Source organism: Pseudoalteromonas sp. NS-SX12 (assembly GCF_057367955.1).
On the sequence record NZ_CM170634.1, the window covers coordinates 290,815 to 308,759 of the forward strand.

Genomic DNA, 17,945 nt, shown 5'->3' on the forward strand with positions numbered 1-17,945 from the left:
GAATCACTGTGCTGTTAAACTATAACCCGCCCACTTCGCCATACATCAATATTTTATATCGTGATGATGACCTAATCATTCTTAATAAACCCAGTGGTTTACTGACCGTGCCGGGCAAAGCGCTTGAGCACAAAGACAGCCTGATTAACCGCGTTAATTTAGTATTCCCAACGGCAACCATAGTACATCGCCTTGATATGGCCACCTCAGGCATTATTTGCCTTGCGCTCAATAAAGCGGCGCACCGTGAAATAAGCCGCCAGTTTCAAGACAGAGAAACCAAGAAACGTTATATCGCTCGCGTCTATGGCAAACTCGAACCAGAAACAGGTTCTGTGGATCTTCCGTTAATTTGCGATTGGCCAAACCGACCAAAACAAATGGTGGATCATGAGCGTGGAAAACCCTCTCTTACCCATTATAAAGTGTTAAGCTATGAAGAACATGCAACGCGTGTTGCCTTAACGCCAATCACTGGTCGTTCACATCAGTTGCGTGTACATATGTTATCATTAGGTCATGTGATTTTAGGCGATCGTCTGTATGCGCACGACAACGCACTTGCTATGGCGACAAGATTACAACTTCATGCGCAATACTTAAGCTTTACTCACCCAGTAACAAAACAGCAACTCAGTTTTTATAGTGATCCTGATTTTTAACTAAAATATTAGCTTAGAGTGTCGATAAGCTTAAAAAGTCAAAATCAAATCATGCGTGTGAAGCCTAAATTTTACCTTACAGTTTGTTTGTTACTTGTTAGCGCGTTCTTAACGCAAGCTAAGGATGTTAAATGGCTCGCACCTATCAATAAAGAGCTGCAAAACAATCAAGATGTGTCCCATTACTTCGAACCTTCAGAGGTTGTAACAGTAATGGCTGGCGACAATGAGTTAACAGCCTTGTACCGAGACCACACGGCAGAATTTGAAAAGGGTGTTGCGATCTTAATTGCTGATTGGCACTTAACCCAATCGAATGACCGTGGCATCGACTTTTTACGTAAATCACTAAATGATTATGGATGGGTTACTTACAGCATTAGCGCAGGGAGTAGCCCACGTATAAATAATGATGAATTGCCCTATAATGATAACGTAAGCGTTGCGCCTAGTTTATCGCAATTTAAAAAGCCTGACCTCGACGCCTACGCACTTAGTTTAACCAGTCGTTTTAAAGCCATGTATCAACAAGCGCTAACTCACCCGGGTTTTGTAATTGTGATTACACAAGGACAAAGCGGCGCAATTTTGAATAGTTATCTAAATCAGCAAACATCGGAACAAATTGATGCACTGATTTTGCTTAATAACTTTTATAACGAAGCGCAGAAAAACAAGTCACTAAACCAAACCATCACTACGACCCCGTGGCCAACGCTCGATATTTATTATCAAAGTCAAAACCATTGGCTTAACCAACAAATGGTACAGCGCAAAAAACTTGCACGACGTAACCATAAATTAAACTATCGCCAACGCGCTTTATTTGGCAACCAATCCAGTGAGCAGCAACATCAGCGTTTATCTAAAGAAATATATGGTTTTTTAACCTGGTTAGGTATTTAACTCCCCCCCCTGTAGCAAGCTTTAAGCCTAACATGCTACTTCGCTTTTAAATATTCATATGCTGCTTGAATATCTTGGCTTTTCTGTTTGGCGAGCTGCATCATCTCAGGTGGTAATCCCTGCGACACTAGTTTGTCTGGATGGTGCTGAGCCATTAATTTACGATAGGCTTTTTTAATCGCCTTTTCATCGGCATTACTATCTAACCCAAGCACTTGTAGTGCTGCACTTTTTGTTAATGCCGTATCTTGCGCTTTGTTCGTTGACGAGCGATGAGATTGCTGCTGATTTTGCTTTGTATGTTGATAACGATGAAACTCAAATTCTGCAATATAACGCTTTAAAATAAACTTAAAGTGAGTACTGTTAATGCCAATGTATTTACTCACCTGTTTGAGTAAATCACGCTCTTTATCGCTTAACTCGCCATCGCTAAATGCCATTTGAATTTGAATTTCAAGAAACAATTGGATCAGGTCATAACGACCTGAAAAGCGGTCGCGAAAATCTTTAAGTACTGACTTAAACGGGAAGTCAGCTTGTTTGCCACTGCGAAATGCGTTTTGCGCATCGCGGCGCGCATCGTCAGTTAATCCCATTTCATCCATAAAACGAGACGCGGCACTAATATGCTGTTCGTTAACTCGGCCATTCGATTTAGCTATATGACCCATTACGGCAAAGCAGGTATAAGAAAATAACGCTTGTTTTTCAGAGACGCTACTATTGTCGAAAAAACCTTGGAAGCCTCCGGCTTTATTAAAATCTTGCTTTAAACCGCGGTCAAATAAGTGGCCTAAATAAAGACCTAAAATTGCGCCAAACCATTTACCAAATAAAAAGCCAAACCCTGCACCTAGTAACTTACCCCACATTTAGTTTAATACTCCTGTTGGTTAATTTCGGCTAATCGCTCAGGTGTGCCGACATCTTGCCAATTGCCAATGTACAGTTCGGCGGTCACTAATTTTTCGGCCATTTTTTCTCGTAGCATTGGCGCGAGTGGTAAAAAATCAGCCTTGGTATTCGCAAAAAATGACTTATGGTAAAGCGCAATGCCCGCAAATGTATGTTTTATTTCGGCATCGCTATCACTTGATGCAAACCCTTGCACTAACGAAAAATCACCGTTCGGATTATGTGCTGGATTTTCAACTAACACTAAATGCGCTTGTTGCGGCAATAGCGCAATTTGCGTCAAACTTGCTGCATCATAATCAGTAAAAATATCACCGTTAATGACAATAAATGTCTCGCTAAGTAAATCGAGGGCATTGATAATACCACCGGCAGTTTCTAAACCTTCTCCGCCTTCGTCACTATAAATGAGACTCACGCCAAATTGGCTGCCATCCCCTAATGTATTGCGAATACTTTCACCACACCAAGCCAAATTAATCACAATTTCGCTAATACCCGCCGCTTTTAAGCGTTCAATATGGTACTCAATGAGCGGTTTGCCATTCACTTTTAACATGGGTTTGGCGGTATCTGCTGTTAATGGCATCATGCGTTTACCGCGCCCCGCCGCTAAGATCATTGCTCTCATAATTTTGCCTTCAAGCTTGGTAAAACACTCACTTTAAGCCATTGTGAAAAGTAACCTAAGACAGGAAATGAATGTGCTAATTCGTCGCATGCTTCAACAACATAGTGCATGGTATCAAGCACATGAGGTAGGTATCCTTGTTTGTTATCTCGAATACTTAATCGACAAAAAATACCCGCAGCTTTTAAGTGACGCTGAATACCGGTTAAGGTGTATAAGAGTTCAAAATCATCAAACGATAAACCGACTGTCATTCCCGCGTTTTCGTACTGCGCAAACCCGTAGCGTATAAGTTCTTGACGAAACGTCTTTGGTAAAATGTGATAGCAATCTTTGGTAAGTGACACTAAATCATAGGTGAGCGGGCCTTGCACCGCATCTTGATAATCGATAATTGCCAGCTGTTGTTGCCATACCATTAAGTTTCGACTGTGGTAATCACGGTGCATGGTCACTTTAGGTTGCATTTCTAACGCATTAATTAGTTGTTGCTTCACTTGTTGCCATGTTTTTTGCGCGCCAGTATCCATTGTAATCTGACAAAACTGCTCAATTAACCAATGATTAAAAATTTCTAGTTCAAGATCGATAAACGCTGCATCATACGCCTTCATTGCGTTGGTTTTTGCTAACTTTGCAATGTTAGGCAACATATCAATCGCTTGATGATACAATTTCTGCTCACAACCTTGCCCTAAACAATCTGCAAAGTGAGTACTTCCTAAGTCTTCAATAAGCAGTAAACCTAATTCTTTATCTACTGCTAGAATTTGTGGCACTTTAAAAGAGCCCTGACTAAACAGATGATTAAGTTCAATAAAGGGTTCGTTATCGACTAAATTTGGTGGCGAAACCATTAAGATATAAGTGTGGTTATCAGTAAAAACACGAAAGTACTTACGAAAACTCGCGTCACCTGTAATAAGCTCAACTTTGAATACGTTTTGTTGTTCTAAATTCGGTAAGTTTTGCGTTAAAAACGCATCAAACATTTGGTTATGCAAGGCTTAACCCCAACTACAATTAATTACAATTTGTGCATTGTCCTGTGCCATTTGCTAACAGACTATAAATGGCGCTTAATTGCACAAGTATTTTTCTCTTTTCAATGGTATATTAACAGTTCAAGTAATGAGAGAAATCATTAAAATTAAATTATTATAGGCTTAGTTACGTGTGCGCTTTAAATTATGCTCAAAGCAGCAAGTTTTTGGTGCAACAAAATGCCGCTGTTTAACCATATAAAATTAAGTGTAAGCTCCGAAATTCGCTTACTGACAAAAACAGCGCATAGTATAAAACGTAAGTAAGGTCTTTTTCACAAGGTTATCTGATTAATGAAACGCCCTTTTGGCATATTTGCGACACTGATTTTTATGTCACCTCTGGCCAGTGCTTCAGATATGTTTTCTCTGTGCGAAACCGATCCTAACTTAAGCTGGCAGTCTACTTCCCAGCTTGCTGTTGGTCAGCTTGCGATTAACGCAGATCAGGTAGAATTAGCAGGAAAAAACAAAGCGCTCTTTAGCGGCAACGTGATGATGGACTCGACACAGATGAGTCTAACCGCATCCAGCGCTGAACTTGATAAAATAAATGGCATGCTCAATGCTATTGGCCCAATTATTTATCAGGATCCCAACAGTTATATTTCGTCAAAACACTTTTTTGCTAACTTAACCTCATCTGAGTTATCTCTCGGTGACGCTAAATATCAATTTACCCAACAAGCAGGTCGCGGCGAGGCCAAGCTGCTTGAAGTAAATCAATCACTTTTACTCTTGCAAGATGCCAGCTTTACAACTTGTCCAAGCGATAACCCTGTGTGGGCGCTGGATGCAAAAAAAATTAAACTATCACAAGAAGAAGGCTGGGGTGAAACTTACGGTGCGGTATTAAAAGTGTATGACACACCGGTGTTTTACCTTCCGTATTTTACTTTTCCAATATCGGATAAACGTAAATCTGGTTTTATTCAACCAACATTTACCAGCTCTAATCGTTATGGTTTAGAGATTGAAACCCCGTTTTATTGGAATATTGCGCCCGATATGGATGCGACGATTACCCCACGTTACATGTCAAACCAAGGTTTTCAGCTGCAAACCGAGTTTCGCTATTTAACTGAAGAGCACCAAGGCATGGCTGCAATTGAGTACCTTAACAGCGATGATTCTGAACCAGAGTTGGGCAGTCGTTATTTACTGCACCTAAGCCAATACAGCAAAATTGACGATAACTGGCGCGGCCAAATCGATATCACAAATATCAGTGATGATAACTATATAAACGATATGGGATCGAGCTACGCTAATCGTACCGATACTCAGCTTAATCACCTTATTCAGTTGACCCATTTAGGTGATTACTGGCATACCGATATGAAGTTACAAGGCTTTGAGGTACTTGGTGATCATTTAGAGTCTTATCGCGCACTGCCACAAATTACCTTTAGCCAGATTAATGCGTTTGATTTTTATGGTGTCGACTTTACTTTAAACGGTGAATTTGCCCATTTTCAAAACGAAGAAGCACTGGTGGAAAAAGCCACCCGTGTTCACTTAGAGCCTAAGTTAAGCTACGGCATTAGCGACTACGCATGGAGTTTTTTATCTGAGGTTAGTTTGCTGCAAACGAATTACCATCAACAAGGTGATTTACTTGGCACTCAGTTAGAGGAAAATGTAAACCGTACCTTGCCAAAACTACGCCTCTACGGACAAATTAATTTTGAACGTGATACTCATTGGTTAGTGGATAACGGCCTACAAACACTCGAACCAAAAGCTCAGTATTTGTTTATTCCAGAAAAAGATCAGTCAAATATCGGCTTGTACGATACAGTAAAGCTACAAGATGATTTCCACGGGTTGTTTCGCGAGCAACGCTTCTCGGGCGTAGACCGTATTGCTACGGCAAACCAATTTACCTTAGGCGCAACAACACGTATATTTAATCAACAAAATAACGAAGTATTTAACTTCAGCATTGGTCAAATTTTTTACGTTTCAGATGACGCTAAACCGTCTGAGATTGACGACAATGCGAGTTATAACTCGTTATTTGCCAGTGAAGCTATGTTACATTGGCACAAGAATTGGTACCTGTCTGCAGGTATGCAATACGATACTGACGGCAGCGACCTTGTTAACTCACACCTCACCCTCGATTATAAAGGGGATAATAATGAGTTAATTCAATTGAACCATAGGTACGCAAACAATGTCTCAGGAAATACAATTGAGCAAGTTGGTATTTTTGCTAGCTACCCAATTGGCGAGCAATGGCAACTTGTTTCGAGCTACCAGCGCGACCTAGAATCAGATCGCAGCGTGGAGTTTTTAACTGGTGTACAATACCAATCATGTTGTTGGGCGATTCAATTATCTGGTAGCAGACAAATAGAAACTGACTTAAATAAACCAGTTGGTCAGTTTGCTAATGAATCAGCTAAATTTGACTCGAGTATTCAAATTAAATTTATAATGGGTCTAGATGCGCAAAAACTACTCAACCAAAGCATCTTTAGTTATCGCAGACCTTACTTTCTAACAAATTAATATGTAAGTAGAAAAAATCAATGAAGTTAAAACGATTAATGACAGCGGGCGTTGCCCTACTTGCTTTCTGCCAAAGCGCATACAGCCTTACTGAACTTGATAGCGTTGCCGTAAAAGTTAACGACGGTGTTATTTTACAAAGTGAAGTAGACGCACTGGTAAACCGTGTTAAAAACCGTGCAAAAGATTCTGGTCAGGAATTGCCTTCAGAAACGGCGCTAAGACGTCAAGCAATCGATAAACTTATTGACCAAGCTCTGCTACTGCAAATGGGTGAACGTATTGGTTTACGTATTTCTGATGCACAGTTAGATCAAACCCTCTCGCAAATGGCCCGTGAGCAAGGTGCAACCCTTGACGATATGCGCCGCTCGCTTGAAGCAAGCGGAGATAACTTCCAAACTTATCGTGAAGAAATTCGTAACGAAATGGTTGCTAGCCGCACTATGCGTGCAAGTGTTGAACGCCGCGTTTACGTAAGCTTACAAGAAGTACAAAACTTACTGCGTATTTTAGAGCAGCAAGGGCAGACAAACGAAGAATACGATATCGGTCATATCCTGATTGAGATCCCTGAAAATGCCACTGCAGACGATATCAAAACACAAAAAGAGCGTGCTGAAGCCGTTATTCGATTATTAAACGAAGGACGTGAATTTAAGCAAATAGCAATTGCGTCATCAGGTGGTGGTAAAGCTCTTGAAGGTGGTCAATTAGGTTGGATGAACATTAACGAAATGCCAACACTATTCGCTGAGGCGGTAAAAGGCCATAAGAAAGGCGACATTGTCGGCCCACTTCGTTCAGGCGCAGGTTTCCACATCGTAAAACTACAAGATGTACGTGGTGTTGAAGTTGTTGAAGCGGTTGAGCTAAAAGTACGTCATATTCTTGTTAAGCCATCAATTATTGTATCGGAAGAAAAAGCGCGTTCTATGCTCGCAGGTTTTGTTGAGGATTTAAAAGCAGGTAATGCTGACTTTGGCGAATTAGCTAAAGAGCATTCTGAAGATCCAGGTTCAGCATTAAACGGTGGTGAATATGATTGGACAGACCCGAACTCTTGGGTAGGCGAATTTAAAGAAACTGCATTAGGTTTAGAAAAAGGCCAACTCAGTGAGCCATTCAGAACCCAATACGGCTGGCATATTATGGAATTATTAGACCGTCGCGTATCAGACAAAACTGAGCTTGTTAAACAAAACCGCGCGCACCAAATGATTTTTAATCGTCGCTTTAAAGAAGAAAGCTTTACGTTCCAGCGTGAATTACGCGAACAAGCTTATATTGAAGTTGTAGAAGAATAGTTATGACATTACGTATTGCAGTTACACCGGGCGAACCGGCAGGTATTGGGCCAGACCTTATTTTACAGCTGGCGCAACAAGATTGGCCTGCAGAACTTGTCGTAATTGCTGATAAAAATCTGTTAAAGCAACGTGCAAAATTACTTGGCATAGATATTCAACTAATTGAATATCAGCCAAATAATGCGGCTCAACCGCATAATGCAGGTAACTTAACCGTTAAGCATATTCCATTAGCAGAAGACGTGATTGCTGGCGAACTCAATGACGCCAACGGACAATACGTACTTGATACGCTGAAATATGCCTCTGATGGCAATATGCAAGGTGAATTTGCTGCAGTGGTCACAGGCCCTGTGCATAAAGGCATTATTAACCAAGCAGGTATTTCATTTAGTGGTCATACTGAGTTTTTTGCTCAGCAATCAAATACGCCTGATGTTGTGATGATGCTCGCTACTGAGGGCTTACGCGTTGCTTTAGTGACAACGCATATCCCGCTCGCGTATGTGTCTAAAGCAATTACTGAAGACCGTTTAAGCAAAGTTACGCGTATTTTGCATCATGATTTAACCACTAAATTTGGCATTGAATCAGCAAAAATTTATGTCTGTGGTTTAAACCCGCACGCAGGCGAAAATGGTCACTTAGGCCGAGAAGAAATCGAAGTCATTTCACCAACGCTAGATCAGCTTAGAAATGAAGGCATTAACCTTGTTGGCCCACTGCCAGCGGATACGTTATTTCAAGACAAATACCTAAAAGATGCCGATGCCGTGCTTGCAATGTATCACGATCAGGGATTACCTGTGTTAAAATACAAAGGATTTGGTAATTCAGTTAATATCACCCTAGGTTTACCGTTTATCCGCACATCTGTGGATCATGGTACCGCTCTCGATTTAGCCGCAACTGGCGAGGCCGACGTGGGTAGTTTCGAATTAGCAATTTCTAAAGCAATTGAAATGGCAAGTAAAAGCGCACAATAGATGAATGATAAAGTACACTTAGGGCACCGCGCCCGAAAACGTTTTGGTCAAAACTTTCTACACGATACAAGCATTATCGATAAGATCGTAACTGCAATCGATCCAAAACCTGGCGATAACCTCGTTGAGATTGGTCCAGGCCTTGGCGCAATTACAGAGCCAGTGGCAGAGCTAACAGACCATTTAACGGTAGTTGAGCTCGATAAAGATCTTGCTCACCGCTTGATTCATCACCCATTTCTTGCCGACAAGCTGACTGTGCATCAAGGTGATGCCATGCAGTTTGACTTTGCGTCATTAATTAATGATGAGCGCAAACTTAAGGTATTTGGTAATTTACCTTATAACGTTTCAACGCCGCTTCTGTTTCATTTATTTGAATTTTATCAAAATATTGAACACATGCACTTTATGCTGCAAAAAGAAGTGGTCAAACGCATGGTTGCGAGCCCTGACAGCAAAGCCTTTGGCCGATTAAGTGTGATGACACAGTATTATTGTCATGCAATGCCTGTTATTGATGTGCCACCAGAGTGCTTTAAACCTGCACCTAAAGTGGATTCAGCAGTTATTCGCCTGATCCCGAAATCGCCAGATCAATTAAAGGCAAAGAGCACTAAAATCCTTAACACGGTGTGCTTAGAAGCGTTTAACCAAAGACGTAAAACAATTCGTAATAGTTTATCGAATTTATTAACGCCTGAAGAAATTGAAAACTTAGGGTTAGATTTAAAGCTGCGCGCCGAAAACCTTTCCCTAGACACTTTTGTAAAGATTGCAAACTGGATTTATGACAACAAGCAGTAATTCTCCAATTAAAGTATCGGTAGAAACGTTTTATGTTGATGGTCAGTCTGAGCCAGAAAAAGATAAATACGTTTTTGCCTATACCGTAACAATCAAAAACCACAGTTTATGTTCATCTAAATTACTTAGCCGCTACTGGTTGATTACCGATGCTAACGGTAAAGAAACCGAAGTTGAAGGTGAAGGTGTGGTTGGTGAAACACCAACGATTGGACCTGGTGAAAGCTACACCTATACATCAGGTGCAGTATTAGATACACCAATCGGTACAATGCAAGGTTATTACCAAATGCGTAACGAGTTTGGTGCCGAATACCAAGCCCCGATTGAAGTATTTCGCCTAGCTAGTGATGTTGTATTACATTAATTAAGCAAATATGGCTAAATATGTAATTGGTGATCTGCAGGGGTGCTTTAACGAATTTACCTCGTTATTAAAAACGGTAGATTTTAACCCAAGCCGCGATCACCTTTACTTAGTTGGCGATATTGTTGCGCGCGGTCCAGATTCACTGGCGTGTTTAAAGTATCTCTTTACTCAGCAAGGCAGTGTAACAATAACGTTAGGCAATCATGACTTACATTTACTAGCGACGTACTTCACGCAAAACACTCCCAACCCAAAAGATAACTTACAAGCCTTATTCAACGCAAAAAAGCTACCTACTTACATTGAGTTTTTAAGACAACAACCGCTCGCGGTATGGCTTGAAAAGTATAATACTTTTATTTCCCACGCTGGATTAAATCCCCAGCTATCATTGCAAAAAGCACTTGAGCTTTGTGCTAAAGCACAAAAAAAATACCAAGGTGACAATGCACAGTTTTACCTAGCAAATATGTATGGCAACAGCGTTAACTGCATTTCACAAGCTAATGATAAACTATCGCGCTTTACCTACACCGTAAATGCATTTTCGCGTATGCGCTTTGTAAATCAACATGGACAAATGGACTTTGCAAATAAAGGACCTGCGAGCCAAAATTCACCCGAATTATTTCCATGGTTTGATGTGAATGCAAAAAATCATTCAGATATTAATATTTGTTTTGGTCATTGGGCTGCATTAAAAGGACAAACACCTTATCCAAATCTATTTGCCCTTGATACCGGTTGTGTTTGGGGCGAGCATATGACTTTGCTTGAGCTAAAATCAAAGACAAAACATTATTGCAATAACTACAAAGAACATAAAAACAGTACTTAAGTTGTATTTTAAATACTACAATTAACTATTCAGCTATAAATACTGAAATAAAGTTACGAGTTTGTTAGATTGAACTAAAGTTGTATCCATGTATGTCGATAAAATACAAAAGCCCTCAGAGGCTTAATCATTTTGCCGGCAATTAGTAAACAGGAATGAATATGAAGTTGACTGTCAGCCAACGTATTTGGGGTGGCTTTATCCTAATCACCCTACTTTTGATCACCATTGGTATCAACTCACTTGTTAGAATCAATAGCATTAGCAATTCATCTAACCATGTTAATACCCTCTCTATTCCTGCGCTCAGAGCGACAAATGAGCTTCAGGTTTCGTTCAATAAAATGCAGGCACTTGCGCTGCAAGTTTATTACAGCGACAACAGTAAGCAACTTCAGGGTCTAGTAAACCAATACCGCGCTGCAGCTGAAGATTTTGATAAATCAAATGAACGACTAAAGCAGGTTGTTAGCAGCGATGCGCAACTGGCAAATGCCGCCTCAGCTGTTGATAAAACTTACAACAGTTTTGTTGGCCGAGTACAAAACCTTATCAACAACAAAACCAGTGCACTGCAAATTGAAAGCAGTTTAACAACGCAGTTAGAAACACTGGAAATTGCCGCGGAAGATGCCAGCACGGTCGTATTAGACTTAAGTGATAGTGCAGAGCTTGAAGATAACTCACAACGTCTTTATCAAGCCGTTTCGAATATTGAAAATGCACTTCTTAGTATTGTGAGTAACAGTACAGATCTTAAAAATATTAAAAATGCAGCAACAGTAGAAACCTTATCAAACGAAGTAAACTACAGCCTTGCTGATATTGAGCGCAATATCGAGCTACTTTCAGAAACCTTTAAACAAACAGATGAAGACTTACACCAAGACTTCCAAAGCTATTTTGCGGTTGTGAAAGAAAACGGCCAAGGCAGTAAATCACTCGCTAATGTAAAGCAAAATCATATTAGGCAACTTGAAGAAGCTGCTACTAACTTATCGCTTGCAGAGCAAGACACAAATACGGCGAGCTCTCAGTTGGATAAATTAACTTCTCTTTCGGATACGCTTGTAGTAGAGCTTAGAAAAGAAGTGGAAAGCAGCGTGTCAAAAGCAGAGCTTTGGACATGGTTAGGTATGATCATTGCCACTGTAATTGCAATTGTTATTGCGTTTTTAACAGTTCAACGTATCACGAAGCCGTTATCTGAAATCAACAAAGTGCTTGATAACGTGGCGCAAGGTGATATGACAATGCGCCTTGACGATAGCAATAAAGATGAATTTGGTGAATTAGCGAAAAGCTTAAACCGCGTGACGGACAATTTACGCAACTTAATTCAAGGTATTATTTCACGTTCTACACAGCTTGCAGCGGCTTCTGAGGAAACATCGGCTGTGACAGTTGAATCGAGCCAAGCAATTGAAAGTCAACGGGCACAAGTTGAACAAGCGGCAACAGCAACAACTGAAATGAGCAGCACCTCACAATCAGTTACACAAAGCGCTGAAGATGCGTTACATGAAATTAAACAAGCTGACAACGAAGCTGAGCGCGTTAAAACAATTTCAAGTAATAACAAGCTGACTATTGAACAACTTGCTCGTGAAGTGGCTGGAGCATCTCAGGTTATTAATAAACTGCATCAAGACAGCGCGTCAATTGGCGGTATTTTAGATGTAATTAGAGGTATTGCAGAGCAAACAAACTTACTTGCACTAAACGCTGCTATCGAAGCTGCGCGTGCTGGTGAGCAGGGTCGTGGATTCGCAGTGGTAGCTGACGAAGTACGCTCACTTGCAAGCAAAACCCAAGAATCTACACAAGAAATTCAGGCTATGATTGAATCACTGCAAAGTGGTGCAGAAGAAGCGGTATCTGTAATGGCGAAAGGCCAGCAGCAAGCAGATTCATGTGTTGAACAGTCTGAACAAGCCGCTTCTGCGCTTGAGCAAATTACGCAAGCGGTATCACAAGCGCACGATGCGAGTGAACAAATTGCAACAGCAGCAGGCGAGCAACATCAAGTATCACAAGAGATCAGTGAAAGCTTAGAGTCAATTGTTGCAATAGCCGAACAAACAGCTGAGGGTGCAAACCAGACATCAGCGTCAGCAAGTGAAGTTGCTAAGCTTGCAGAAGAGCTAAGACTCTCTGTAGAAGAGTTTAAAGTGTAACGCTATTCACACACTTTCAAAAACAAAAAGGCCCACTAATCAGTGGGCCTTTTTAATATCTAAACGAAACTCGATTTAAAATTAACAAGTAACTTTAACTGAGTAACGGCTGTACAAGATTAAATAAATCGTCAGCCTGAGGTGCGAGCTTAGAGTTGCTCTTCAGAGATGCAGCAAAACTTCAATAATAACGAATTAATTGAGTCTGTTATTCAAGATGAAAGGTCAAAATAACTGAGGTTAAAGCGTTTATAACTCCGCTCTTTTTCTATTCCTTAAAGATTACTTTTAACTACATAGCCAGCACAATAACGACTTTATACTTTAAGAGAGTCACGTAAAAACAAAAAAGCCAGCTTAAAGCTGGCTTTTACAAAGGGAATAAACTAATTAAAAACTATTAAAGACCTGCACGATCTTTTAGTGCAGCAATTACAGCTGAACCTGAATGACCATTTGCATCAGCCCAAGCCACGTCGCCACCTGCTGCTAAGTCGCTTTTTGGTAGCTGCTTAACGATGTATTCGCCTACGCCATCTGCGCCACTAACAATTGCATGACGGATCAGGTTATTACCACCACAGCTAATGCCCGCATAAATATTACGTAGCTTTACACGTGATTCTTTAAGCTTCTTACGAATACGGCTTTTATCATCAGCACCTACATAGTCACAAATACTAGCAGCTAATTGCTCATTTGCATTTACCGTGTGAGAGCTTAGTAATGCAGCCGAAGATACAGATAGAGTAAATAATAATGTTGATAATTTCATGGTACAGCAACCCTAGTAGCACTTTATACTTAATTTAATTGCAACAATTCTAACAACAAGTTAAATCATCTTCAAGAAATTAAGCCTAATTTCTTATAAATAACAAATTGGTAATGATATTGATTGGTTTCATCCGGTGCGAAGCTTTGGGTTTCTAGCACCTGCCAATCTGCCACAGCTTCGTAATCAGGAAACTGCGTATCACCATCAACATCCAAATCTATATGAGTTAAGTATAGTCGATCTGCACGGCTTAAAAAGTCTAAGTAAATTTTACCGCCACCAATAATCATAACTTCATCTACATCACCAGCCAAAGAGAGCGCATGCTCTGGGCTTTCAGCCATTATCGCACCTTCAACAGCGTACTCTGGATTACGCGTGATAATAATATTATCTCGCCCTGGTAATAGACGGCCGATCGAATCATATGTACGGCGCCCCATAATGACAGGTTTGCCCAAGGTGACCGATTTAAAGTGCTTTAAATCAGCAGGAAGGTGCCATGGCATATCGTTATCTTTACCAATAATACGATTATTAGCCATCGCAGCTATCATTGAAATCTTCATAAGAAATTAATACTTTTAACCTAGTTACTTATTATTAGTACTTTTTTATTAAATATAAAAAAAGGTGCGCAAGCACCTTTTATTATCGTTGATAGACGACTTCTACGTCGTAATCATCTTCATCCCAGTCTTCGTCATCATCGTCATCTTCAAAGTCAGATATTGACTCTTCATGGTATGTATCCCACTTAAACTCAACTTCTTGTGGCTCTTCTTCAGCAACAAACTTCTCTTTAGGCATACTTTCTAAAAGCTGCATAATGTCGAAGCATAACTGCTCTGTACCAATTTTATTGAATGCAGAGATCTTATAGGTTTTTTCAGCTTCAAGCGCATCAGCGATCTCAGCGCACAGTTCATCGGCTTCTTCATCTAACAACAAATCAATTTTGTTAAATACTAACCAGCGAGGTTTTGCAGCGAGTGCTGGGCTGTAACGCTCAAGCTCACCTAAGATTGTGTAAGCATTTTCTACCGGATCAGAACCATCTACAGGCATAATGTCGATTATATGCAGAAGAACACGGCAGCGTTCTAAATGCTTTAAGAAGCGAATGCCTAGGCCTGCACCTTCAGCAGCACCTTCAATTAATCCTGGAATATCAGCGATTACAAACGATTGATTTTGGCTTGGTCTAACCACACCAAGATTTGGCACTAAGGTAGTAAATGGGTAATCAGCAACCTTTGGCTTTGCCGCAGATACACTGCGGATAAAGGTTGATTTACCTGCATTTGGCAAGCCTAATAAGCCAACATCAGCAAGTAATAATAACTCTAAACGTAAATTACGAATTTCACCAGGCGTTCCCAGTGTTTTCTTACGAGGAGCTCGGTTAGTACTTGATTTAAAACGAGTATTACCAAGTCCGTGAAAACCACCTTTGGCAACAATAATCTTTTGACCATGTTGCGTTAAATCACCTAGTGCTTCCGCAGTATCAACATCAACGATACGCGTACCTACAGGAACTTTTAAGGTAAGATCTTCACCTTTTTTACCAGTCATATTTCGGCCAGCACCATTAGTGCCACGCTCTGCTTTATGAAAGCGCTCAAACTGATAATCAATAAGTGTATTTAGGTTTTCATCGGCTTCAATAAAGACACTGCCGCCATCACCACCGTCACCACCATCAGGACCGCCGTCTGGTACAAACTTTTCTCGGCGAAATGAAACTACACCGCTGCCACCGTCACCAGCTTCAGCGCGAATTTCAACTTCATCTACAAATTTCATATATTTAGCCTTACACAGCCTAGAATGTACTTATTATACCAAGACAAACGGGTTGTGCGTAATCAAGAAACAAAAAAAGCCCCGCAGTTGCGGGGCTTTTTAAAACTTTTAGGGTTTACTCAGCGATGATGCTTACGTATTTACGACCTAAAGGACCTTTTTGCTCAAACTGAACTTTACCGTTTGATGTTGCAAATAAAGTGTGGTCTTTACCCATACCTACGTTTGTACCTGCGTGGAACTTAGTACCACGTTGACGAACGATGATGTTACCCGCTAAAACTGATTCACCACCGTAACGCTTAACACCTAGGCGTTTACTTTCTGAATCACGACCGTTACGAGTACTACCAGCTGCTTTCTTATGTGCCATCTTTCTGTACCTCTAAATTAAGCGTTAATGCCAGTGATTTTAACTTCAGTGAACCACTGACGGTGACCCATTTGCTTGCGAGAATGCTTACGACGTCTAAACTTAACGATCTTAACTTTCTCACCACGACCATGAGACACAACTTCAGCTGTAACCTTACCGCCATTAACGAAAGGTGCACCAATTTCGATTTTCTCACCGTTTGCAACAAGTAATACTTTGTCAAATTCTACTGCTGCACCAGTTTCAGCCTCTAATTTCTCAAGGCGAATCGTTTGACCTTCAGTCACACGGTGCTGTTTACCACCACTTTGGAAAACCGCGTACATAATTAACTCCGTTCTGCGCCCTCAAATCGACGCAACTTAATAATCTTCGATAGGGCGCGAAGTCTACGCGAAATCAGAGCGTAGCGCAAGCCTATTTTCATAAAAAAGACTAAATATGTTGCGTGTTGTAAGGCACACTAAAAAATTTAATATTAATGGCGTCAATTCTACCTAATTAAAGCGCTGTAGAAAACTATTATTTTACATAAAATATTGATTCTACTCAGTGCCAAAAATAGTGTACAATCCCCGCAAATCAGCGGATCTTACCTCTTTACTTGTTGGAGACCCATGGATATAAAAGCGATCCAAGCCTTAACAGAACAAGATATGTTGGCGGTTAATCAACTAATCGAACAACAACTGCAGTCGAACGTTGCGCTTGTCAATCAATTGGGGCTTTATATTGTCAATAGCGGTGGCAAACGCATCCGCCCAATACTTTCAATCCTCGCTGCAAAAGCGTTAGGACACACAGGTAATGAGCATATTCGTCTGGCAACCATCGTAGAATTTATCCATACCGCTACACTTTTACACGACGACGTTGTTGACGAATCACTTCTACGTCGAGGAAACCCAACGGCTAATGCTGAATTTGGCAATGCAGCCAGCGTGCTTGTTGGTGATTTTATCTATACTCGTGCTTTCCAGCTGATGGTTGGTTTCAATAAGATGCAAGTAATGGATATTTTTGCTCATGCAACGAACGTTATTGCTGAAGGCGAAGTGCTGCAACTAATGAATTGTAACGACCCTAATACTAGCGAAGAAAGCTATATGCAGGTCATTTACAGTAAAACAGCAAAATTATTTGAAGCTGCAACTGAACTAGCTGCCATTATTACAGAACAAGATGAAGACGTAATAAACGGATTAAAGTTTTATGGCATGCATCTTGGTACCGCCTTCCAACTAGTCGATGATGTGCTCGATTATAGCGCAAACCAAGCTGAACTAGGTAAGTCAATCGGTGACGATCTGGCAGAAGGTAAACCAACATTACCTTTGATCTATGCAATGCAAAATGGATCACAAGCGCAAGCTGAATTGATCCGAGGGGCAATTGAAAAAGCTGATGGCAAAGATTACCTAGACAAAGTTCTCGCTATTCTTGAAGAAACCAATGCGTTAGCACTAACAATGCAAAAAGCACAAGAAGAAGCCGAAAAAGCAATTAACTACCTTTCTGTACTGCCAAATTCAGAGTATAAAGATGCATTAGTTGCACTTGCTAAGTTATCAGTCGATAGAAAATACTAATCAAACTGAGCTTTGCTTTAAATAACTACTAAAGTATTTAAATAAAAAAACCGCTGGTAATCAGCGGTTTTTTTATTTTTAACTGGTTGTTATACCAATTCACTTAAGTAGCTGATCATCCTAGCGGACTAAATATCATGCTAACTGCGGTAGAATTTATCAATGTAGAGCAACTACATAAGAAAAATTCTGCCTTGTTACCATTTCATTTATCCAGCGCTATCCCTG

General features: G+C 40.6%; 18 protein-coding genes. 10 read left to right on the forward strand and 8 right to left on the reverse strand.

The genetic code is table 11. The annotated features are described in order from the left end of the window. Positions 1 to 8: 8 nt before the first annotated feature. On the forward strand, positions 9 to 662 hold the full coding sequence (gene rluA, locus AC2IOM_RS01380) for a bifunctional tRNA pseudouridine(32) synthase/23S rRNA pseudouridine(746) synthase RluA (RefSeq protein ID WP_486358892.1): 654 nt from the start codon (positions 9 to 11) through the stop codon (positions 660 to 662). 57 nt (positions 663 to 719) lie between these two features. Further along, the gene (locus AC2IOM_RS01385; RefSeq protein ID WP_486358893.1) at positions 720 to 1,568 is read left to right on the forward strand and encodes a DUF3530 family protein; all 849 of its coding nucleotides are present in this window, start codon (positions 720 to 722) and stop codon (positions 1,566 to 1,568) included. Between the two features lie 35 nt (positions 1,569 to 1,603). On the opposite strand, the gene djlA is transcribed toward AC2IOM_RS01385, so the two are convergent. The 3 genes from djlA to AC2IOM_RS01400 are packed head-to-tail and all read right to left on the reverse strand — an operon-like array spanning position 1,604 to position 4,121. Continuing rightward, entirely contained in the window at positions 1,604 to 2,443 is an 840-nt protein-coding gene (djlA, locus tag AC2IOM_RS01390; protein ID WP_486358894.1) for a co-chaperone DjlA, read from the reverse strand. Between the two features lie 5 nt (positions 2,444 to 2,448). Continuing rightward, positions 2,449 to 3,117, reverse strand: coding sequence for an N-acetylmuramate alpha-1-phosphate uridylyltransferase MurU (murU, locus tag AC2IOM_RS01395; RefSeq protein ID WP_100912738.1), 669 nt, complete (start codon positions 3,115 to 3,117; stop codon positions 2,449 to 2,451). After that, positions 3,114 to 4,121: an aminoglycoside phosphotransferase family protein gene (locus AC2IOM_RS01400; RefSeq protein ID WP_486358895.1), complete on the reverse strand. Its 1,008-nt coding sequence runs from the start codon at positions 4,119 to 4,121 to the stop codon at positions 3,114 to 3,116. The genes murU and AC2IOM_RS01400 overlap by 4 nt, the downstream gene beginning before the upstream one ends. Before the next feature lie 333 nt (positions 4,122 to 4,454). On the opposite strand from AC2IOM_RS01400, the gene lptD reads away from it, so the two are divergent. The 7 genes from lptD to AC2IOM_RS01435 all read left to right on the forward strand — a co-directional run bounded on the left by lptD (position 4,455) and on the right by AC2IOM_RS01435 (position 13,165). Beyond that, a complete protein-coding gene (gene lptD / locus AC2IOM_RS01405; protein ID WP_486358896.1) occupies positions 4,455 to 6,677 on the forward strand; it encodes an LPS assembly protein LptD in 2,223 nt (740 codons plus the stop codon). Between the two features lie 20 nt (positions 6,678 to 6,697). Then, a complete protein-coding gene (gene surA, locus AC2IOM_RS01410) occupies positions 6,698 to 7,984 on the forward strand; it encodes a peptidylprolyl isomerase SurA (RefSeq protein ID WP_010560922.1) in 1,287 nt (428 codons plus the stop codon). Between the two features lie 2 nt (positions 7,985 to 7,986). Continuing rightward, the gene (gene pdxA, locus AC2IOM_RS01415; RefSeq protein ID WP_010560923.1) at positions 7,987 to 8,973 is read left to right on the forward strand and encodes a 4-hydroxythreonine-4-phosphate dehydrogenase PdxA; all 987 of its coding nucleotides are present in this window, start codon (positions 7,987 to 7,989) and stop codon (positions 8,971 to 8,973) included. Continuing rightward, a complete protein-coding gene (gene rsmA, locus AC2IOM_RS01420) occupies positions 8,974 to 9,780 on the forward strand; it encodes a 16S rRNA (adenine(1518)-N(6)/adenine(1519)-N(6))-dimethyltransferase RsmA (RefSeq protein WP_010560924.1) in 807 nt (268 codons plus the stop codon). Further along, positions 9,764 to 10,147 carry a Co2+/Mg2+ efflux protein ApaG gene (apaG, locus tag AC2IOM_RS01425; protein WP_010560925.1) on the forward strand — a complete coding sequence of 128 codons (384 nt, stop codon included), beginning with the start codon at positions 9,764 to 9,766 and terminating at the stop codon, positions 10,145 to 10,147. Before rsmA ends, apaG begins: the two co-directional genes overlap by 17 nt. Positions 10,148 to 10,157: 10 nt before the next feature. Further along, positions 10,158 to 10,988, forward strand: a complete 831-nt coding sequence (locus AC2IOM_RS01430) for a symmetrical bis(5'-nucleosyl)-tetraphosphatase (RefSeq protein ID WP_486358897.1) — start codon at positions 10,158 to 10,160, stop codon at positions 10,986 to 10,988. Between the two features lie 161 nt (positions 10,989 to 11,149). Further along, a complete protein-coding gene (locus tag AC2IOM_RS01435; protein WP_138628949.1) occupies positions 11,150 to 13,165 on the forward strand; it encodes a methyl-accepting chemotaxis protein in 2,016 nt (671 codons plus the stop codon). A gap of 400 nt (positions 13,166 to 13,565) precedes the next feature. Here AC2IOM_RS01435 and AC2IOM_RS01440 read toward each other — a convergent pair whose 3' ends face one another. The 5 genes from AC2IOM_RS01440 to rplU all read right to left on the reverse strand — a co-directional run bounded on the left by AC2IOM_RS01440 (position 13,566) and on the right by rplU (position 16,454). Further along, complete coding sequence (locus AC2IOM_RS01440; RefSeq protein ID WP_105170890.1) at positions 13,566 to 13,940, reverse strand: DUF3718 domain-containing protein; 375 nt, start codon at positions 13,938 to 13,940, stop codon at positions 13,566 to 13,568. Between the two features lie 71 nt (positions 13,941 to 14,011). After that, the gene (folA, locus tag AC2IOM_RS01445) at positions 14,012 to 14,512 is read right to left on the reverse strand and encodes a type 3 dihydrofolate reductase (protein ID WP_486358898.1); all 501 of its coding nucleotides are present in this window, start codon (positions 14,510 to 14,512) and stop codon (positions 14,012 to 14,014) included. A gap of 82 nt (positions 14,513 to 14,594) precedes the next feature. Continuing rightward, positions 14,595 to 15,752: an Obg family GTPase CgtA gene (gene cgtA, locus AC2IOM_RS01450; protein WP_054979722.1), complete on the reverse strand. Its 1,158-nt coding sequence runs from the start codon at positions 15,750 to 15,752 to the stop codon at positions 14,595 to 14,597. A 115-nt stretch (positions 15,753 to 15,867) separates the two neighbouring features. Continuing rightward, positions 15,868 to 16,125, reverse strand: a complete 258-nt coding sequence (gene rpmA, locus AC2IOM_RS01455) for a 50S ribosomal protein L27 (protein WP_010560931.1) — start codon at positions 16,123 to 16,125, stop codon at positions 15,868 to 15,870. A 17-nt stretch (positions 16,126 to 16,142) separates the two neighbouring features. Continuing rightward, on the reverse strand, positions 16,143 to 16,454 hold the full coding sequence (gene rplU, locus AC2IOM_RS01460; protein WP_010560932.1) for a 50S ribosomal protein L21: 312 nt from the start codon (positions 16,452 to 16,454) through the stop codon (positions 16,143 to 16,145). A 291-nt stretch (positions 16,455 to 16,745) separates the two neighbouring features. On the opposite strand from rplU, the gene ispB reads away from it, so the two are divergent. Beyond that, positions 16,746 to 17,717 (forward strand): octaprenyl diphosphate synthase, encoded by a 972-nt coding sequence (gene ispB, locus AC2IOM_RS01465; RefSeq protein ID WP_486358899.1) that lies wholly within the window; start codon positions 16,746 to 16,748, stop codon positions 17,715 to 17,717. The last annotated feature ends 228 nt before the right edge of the window (positions 17,718 to 17,945 follow it).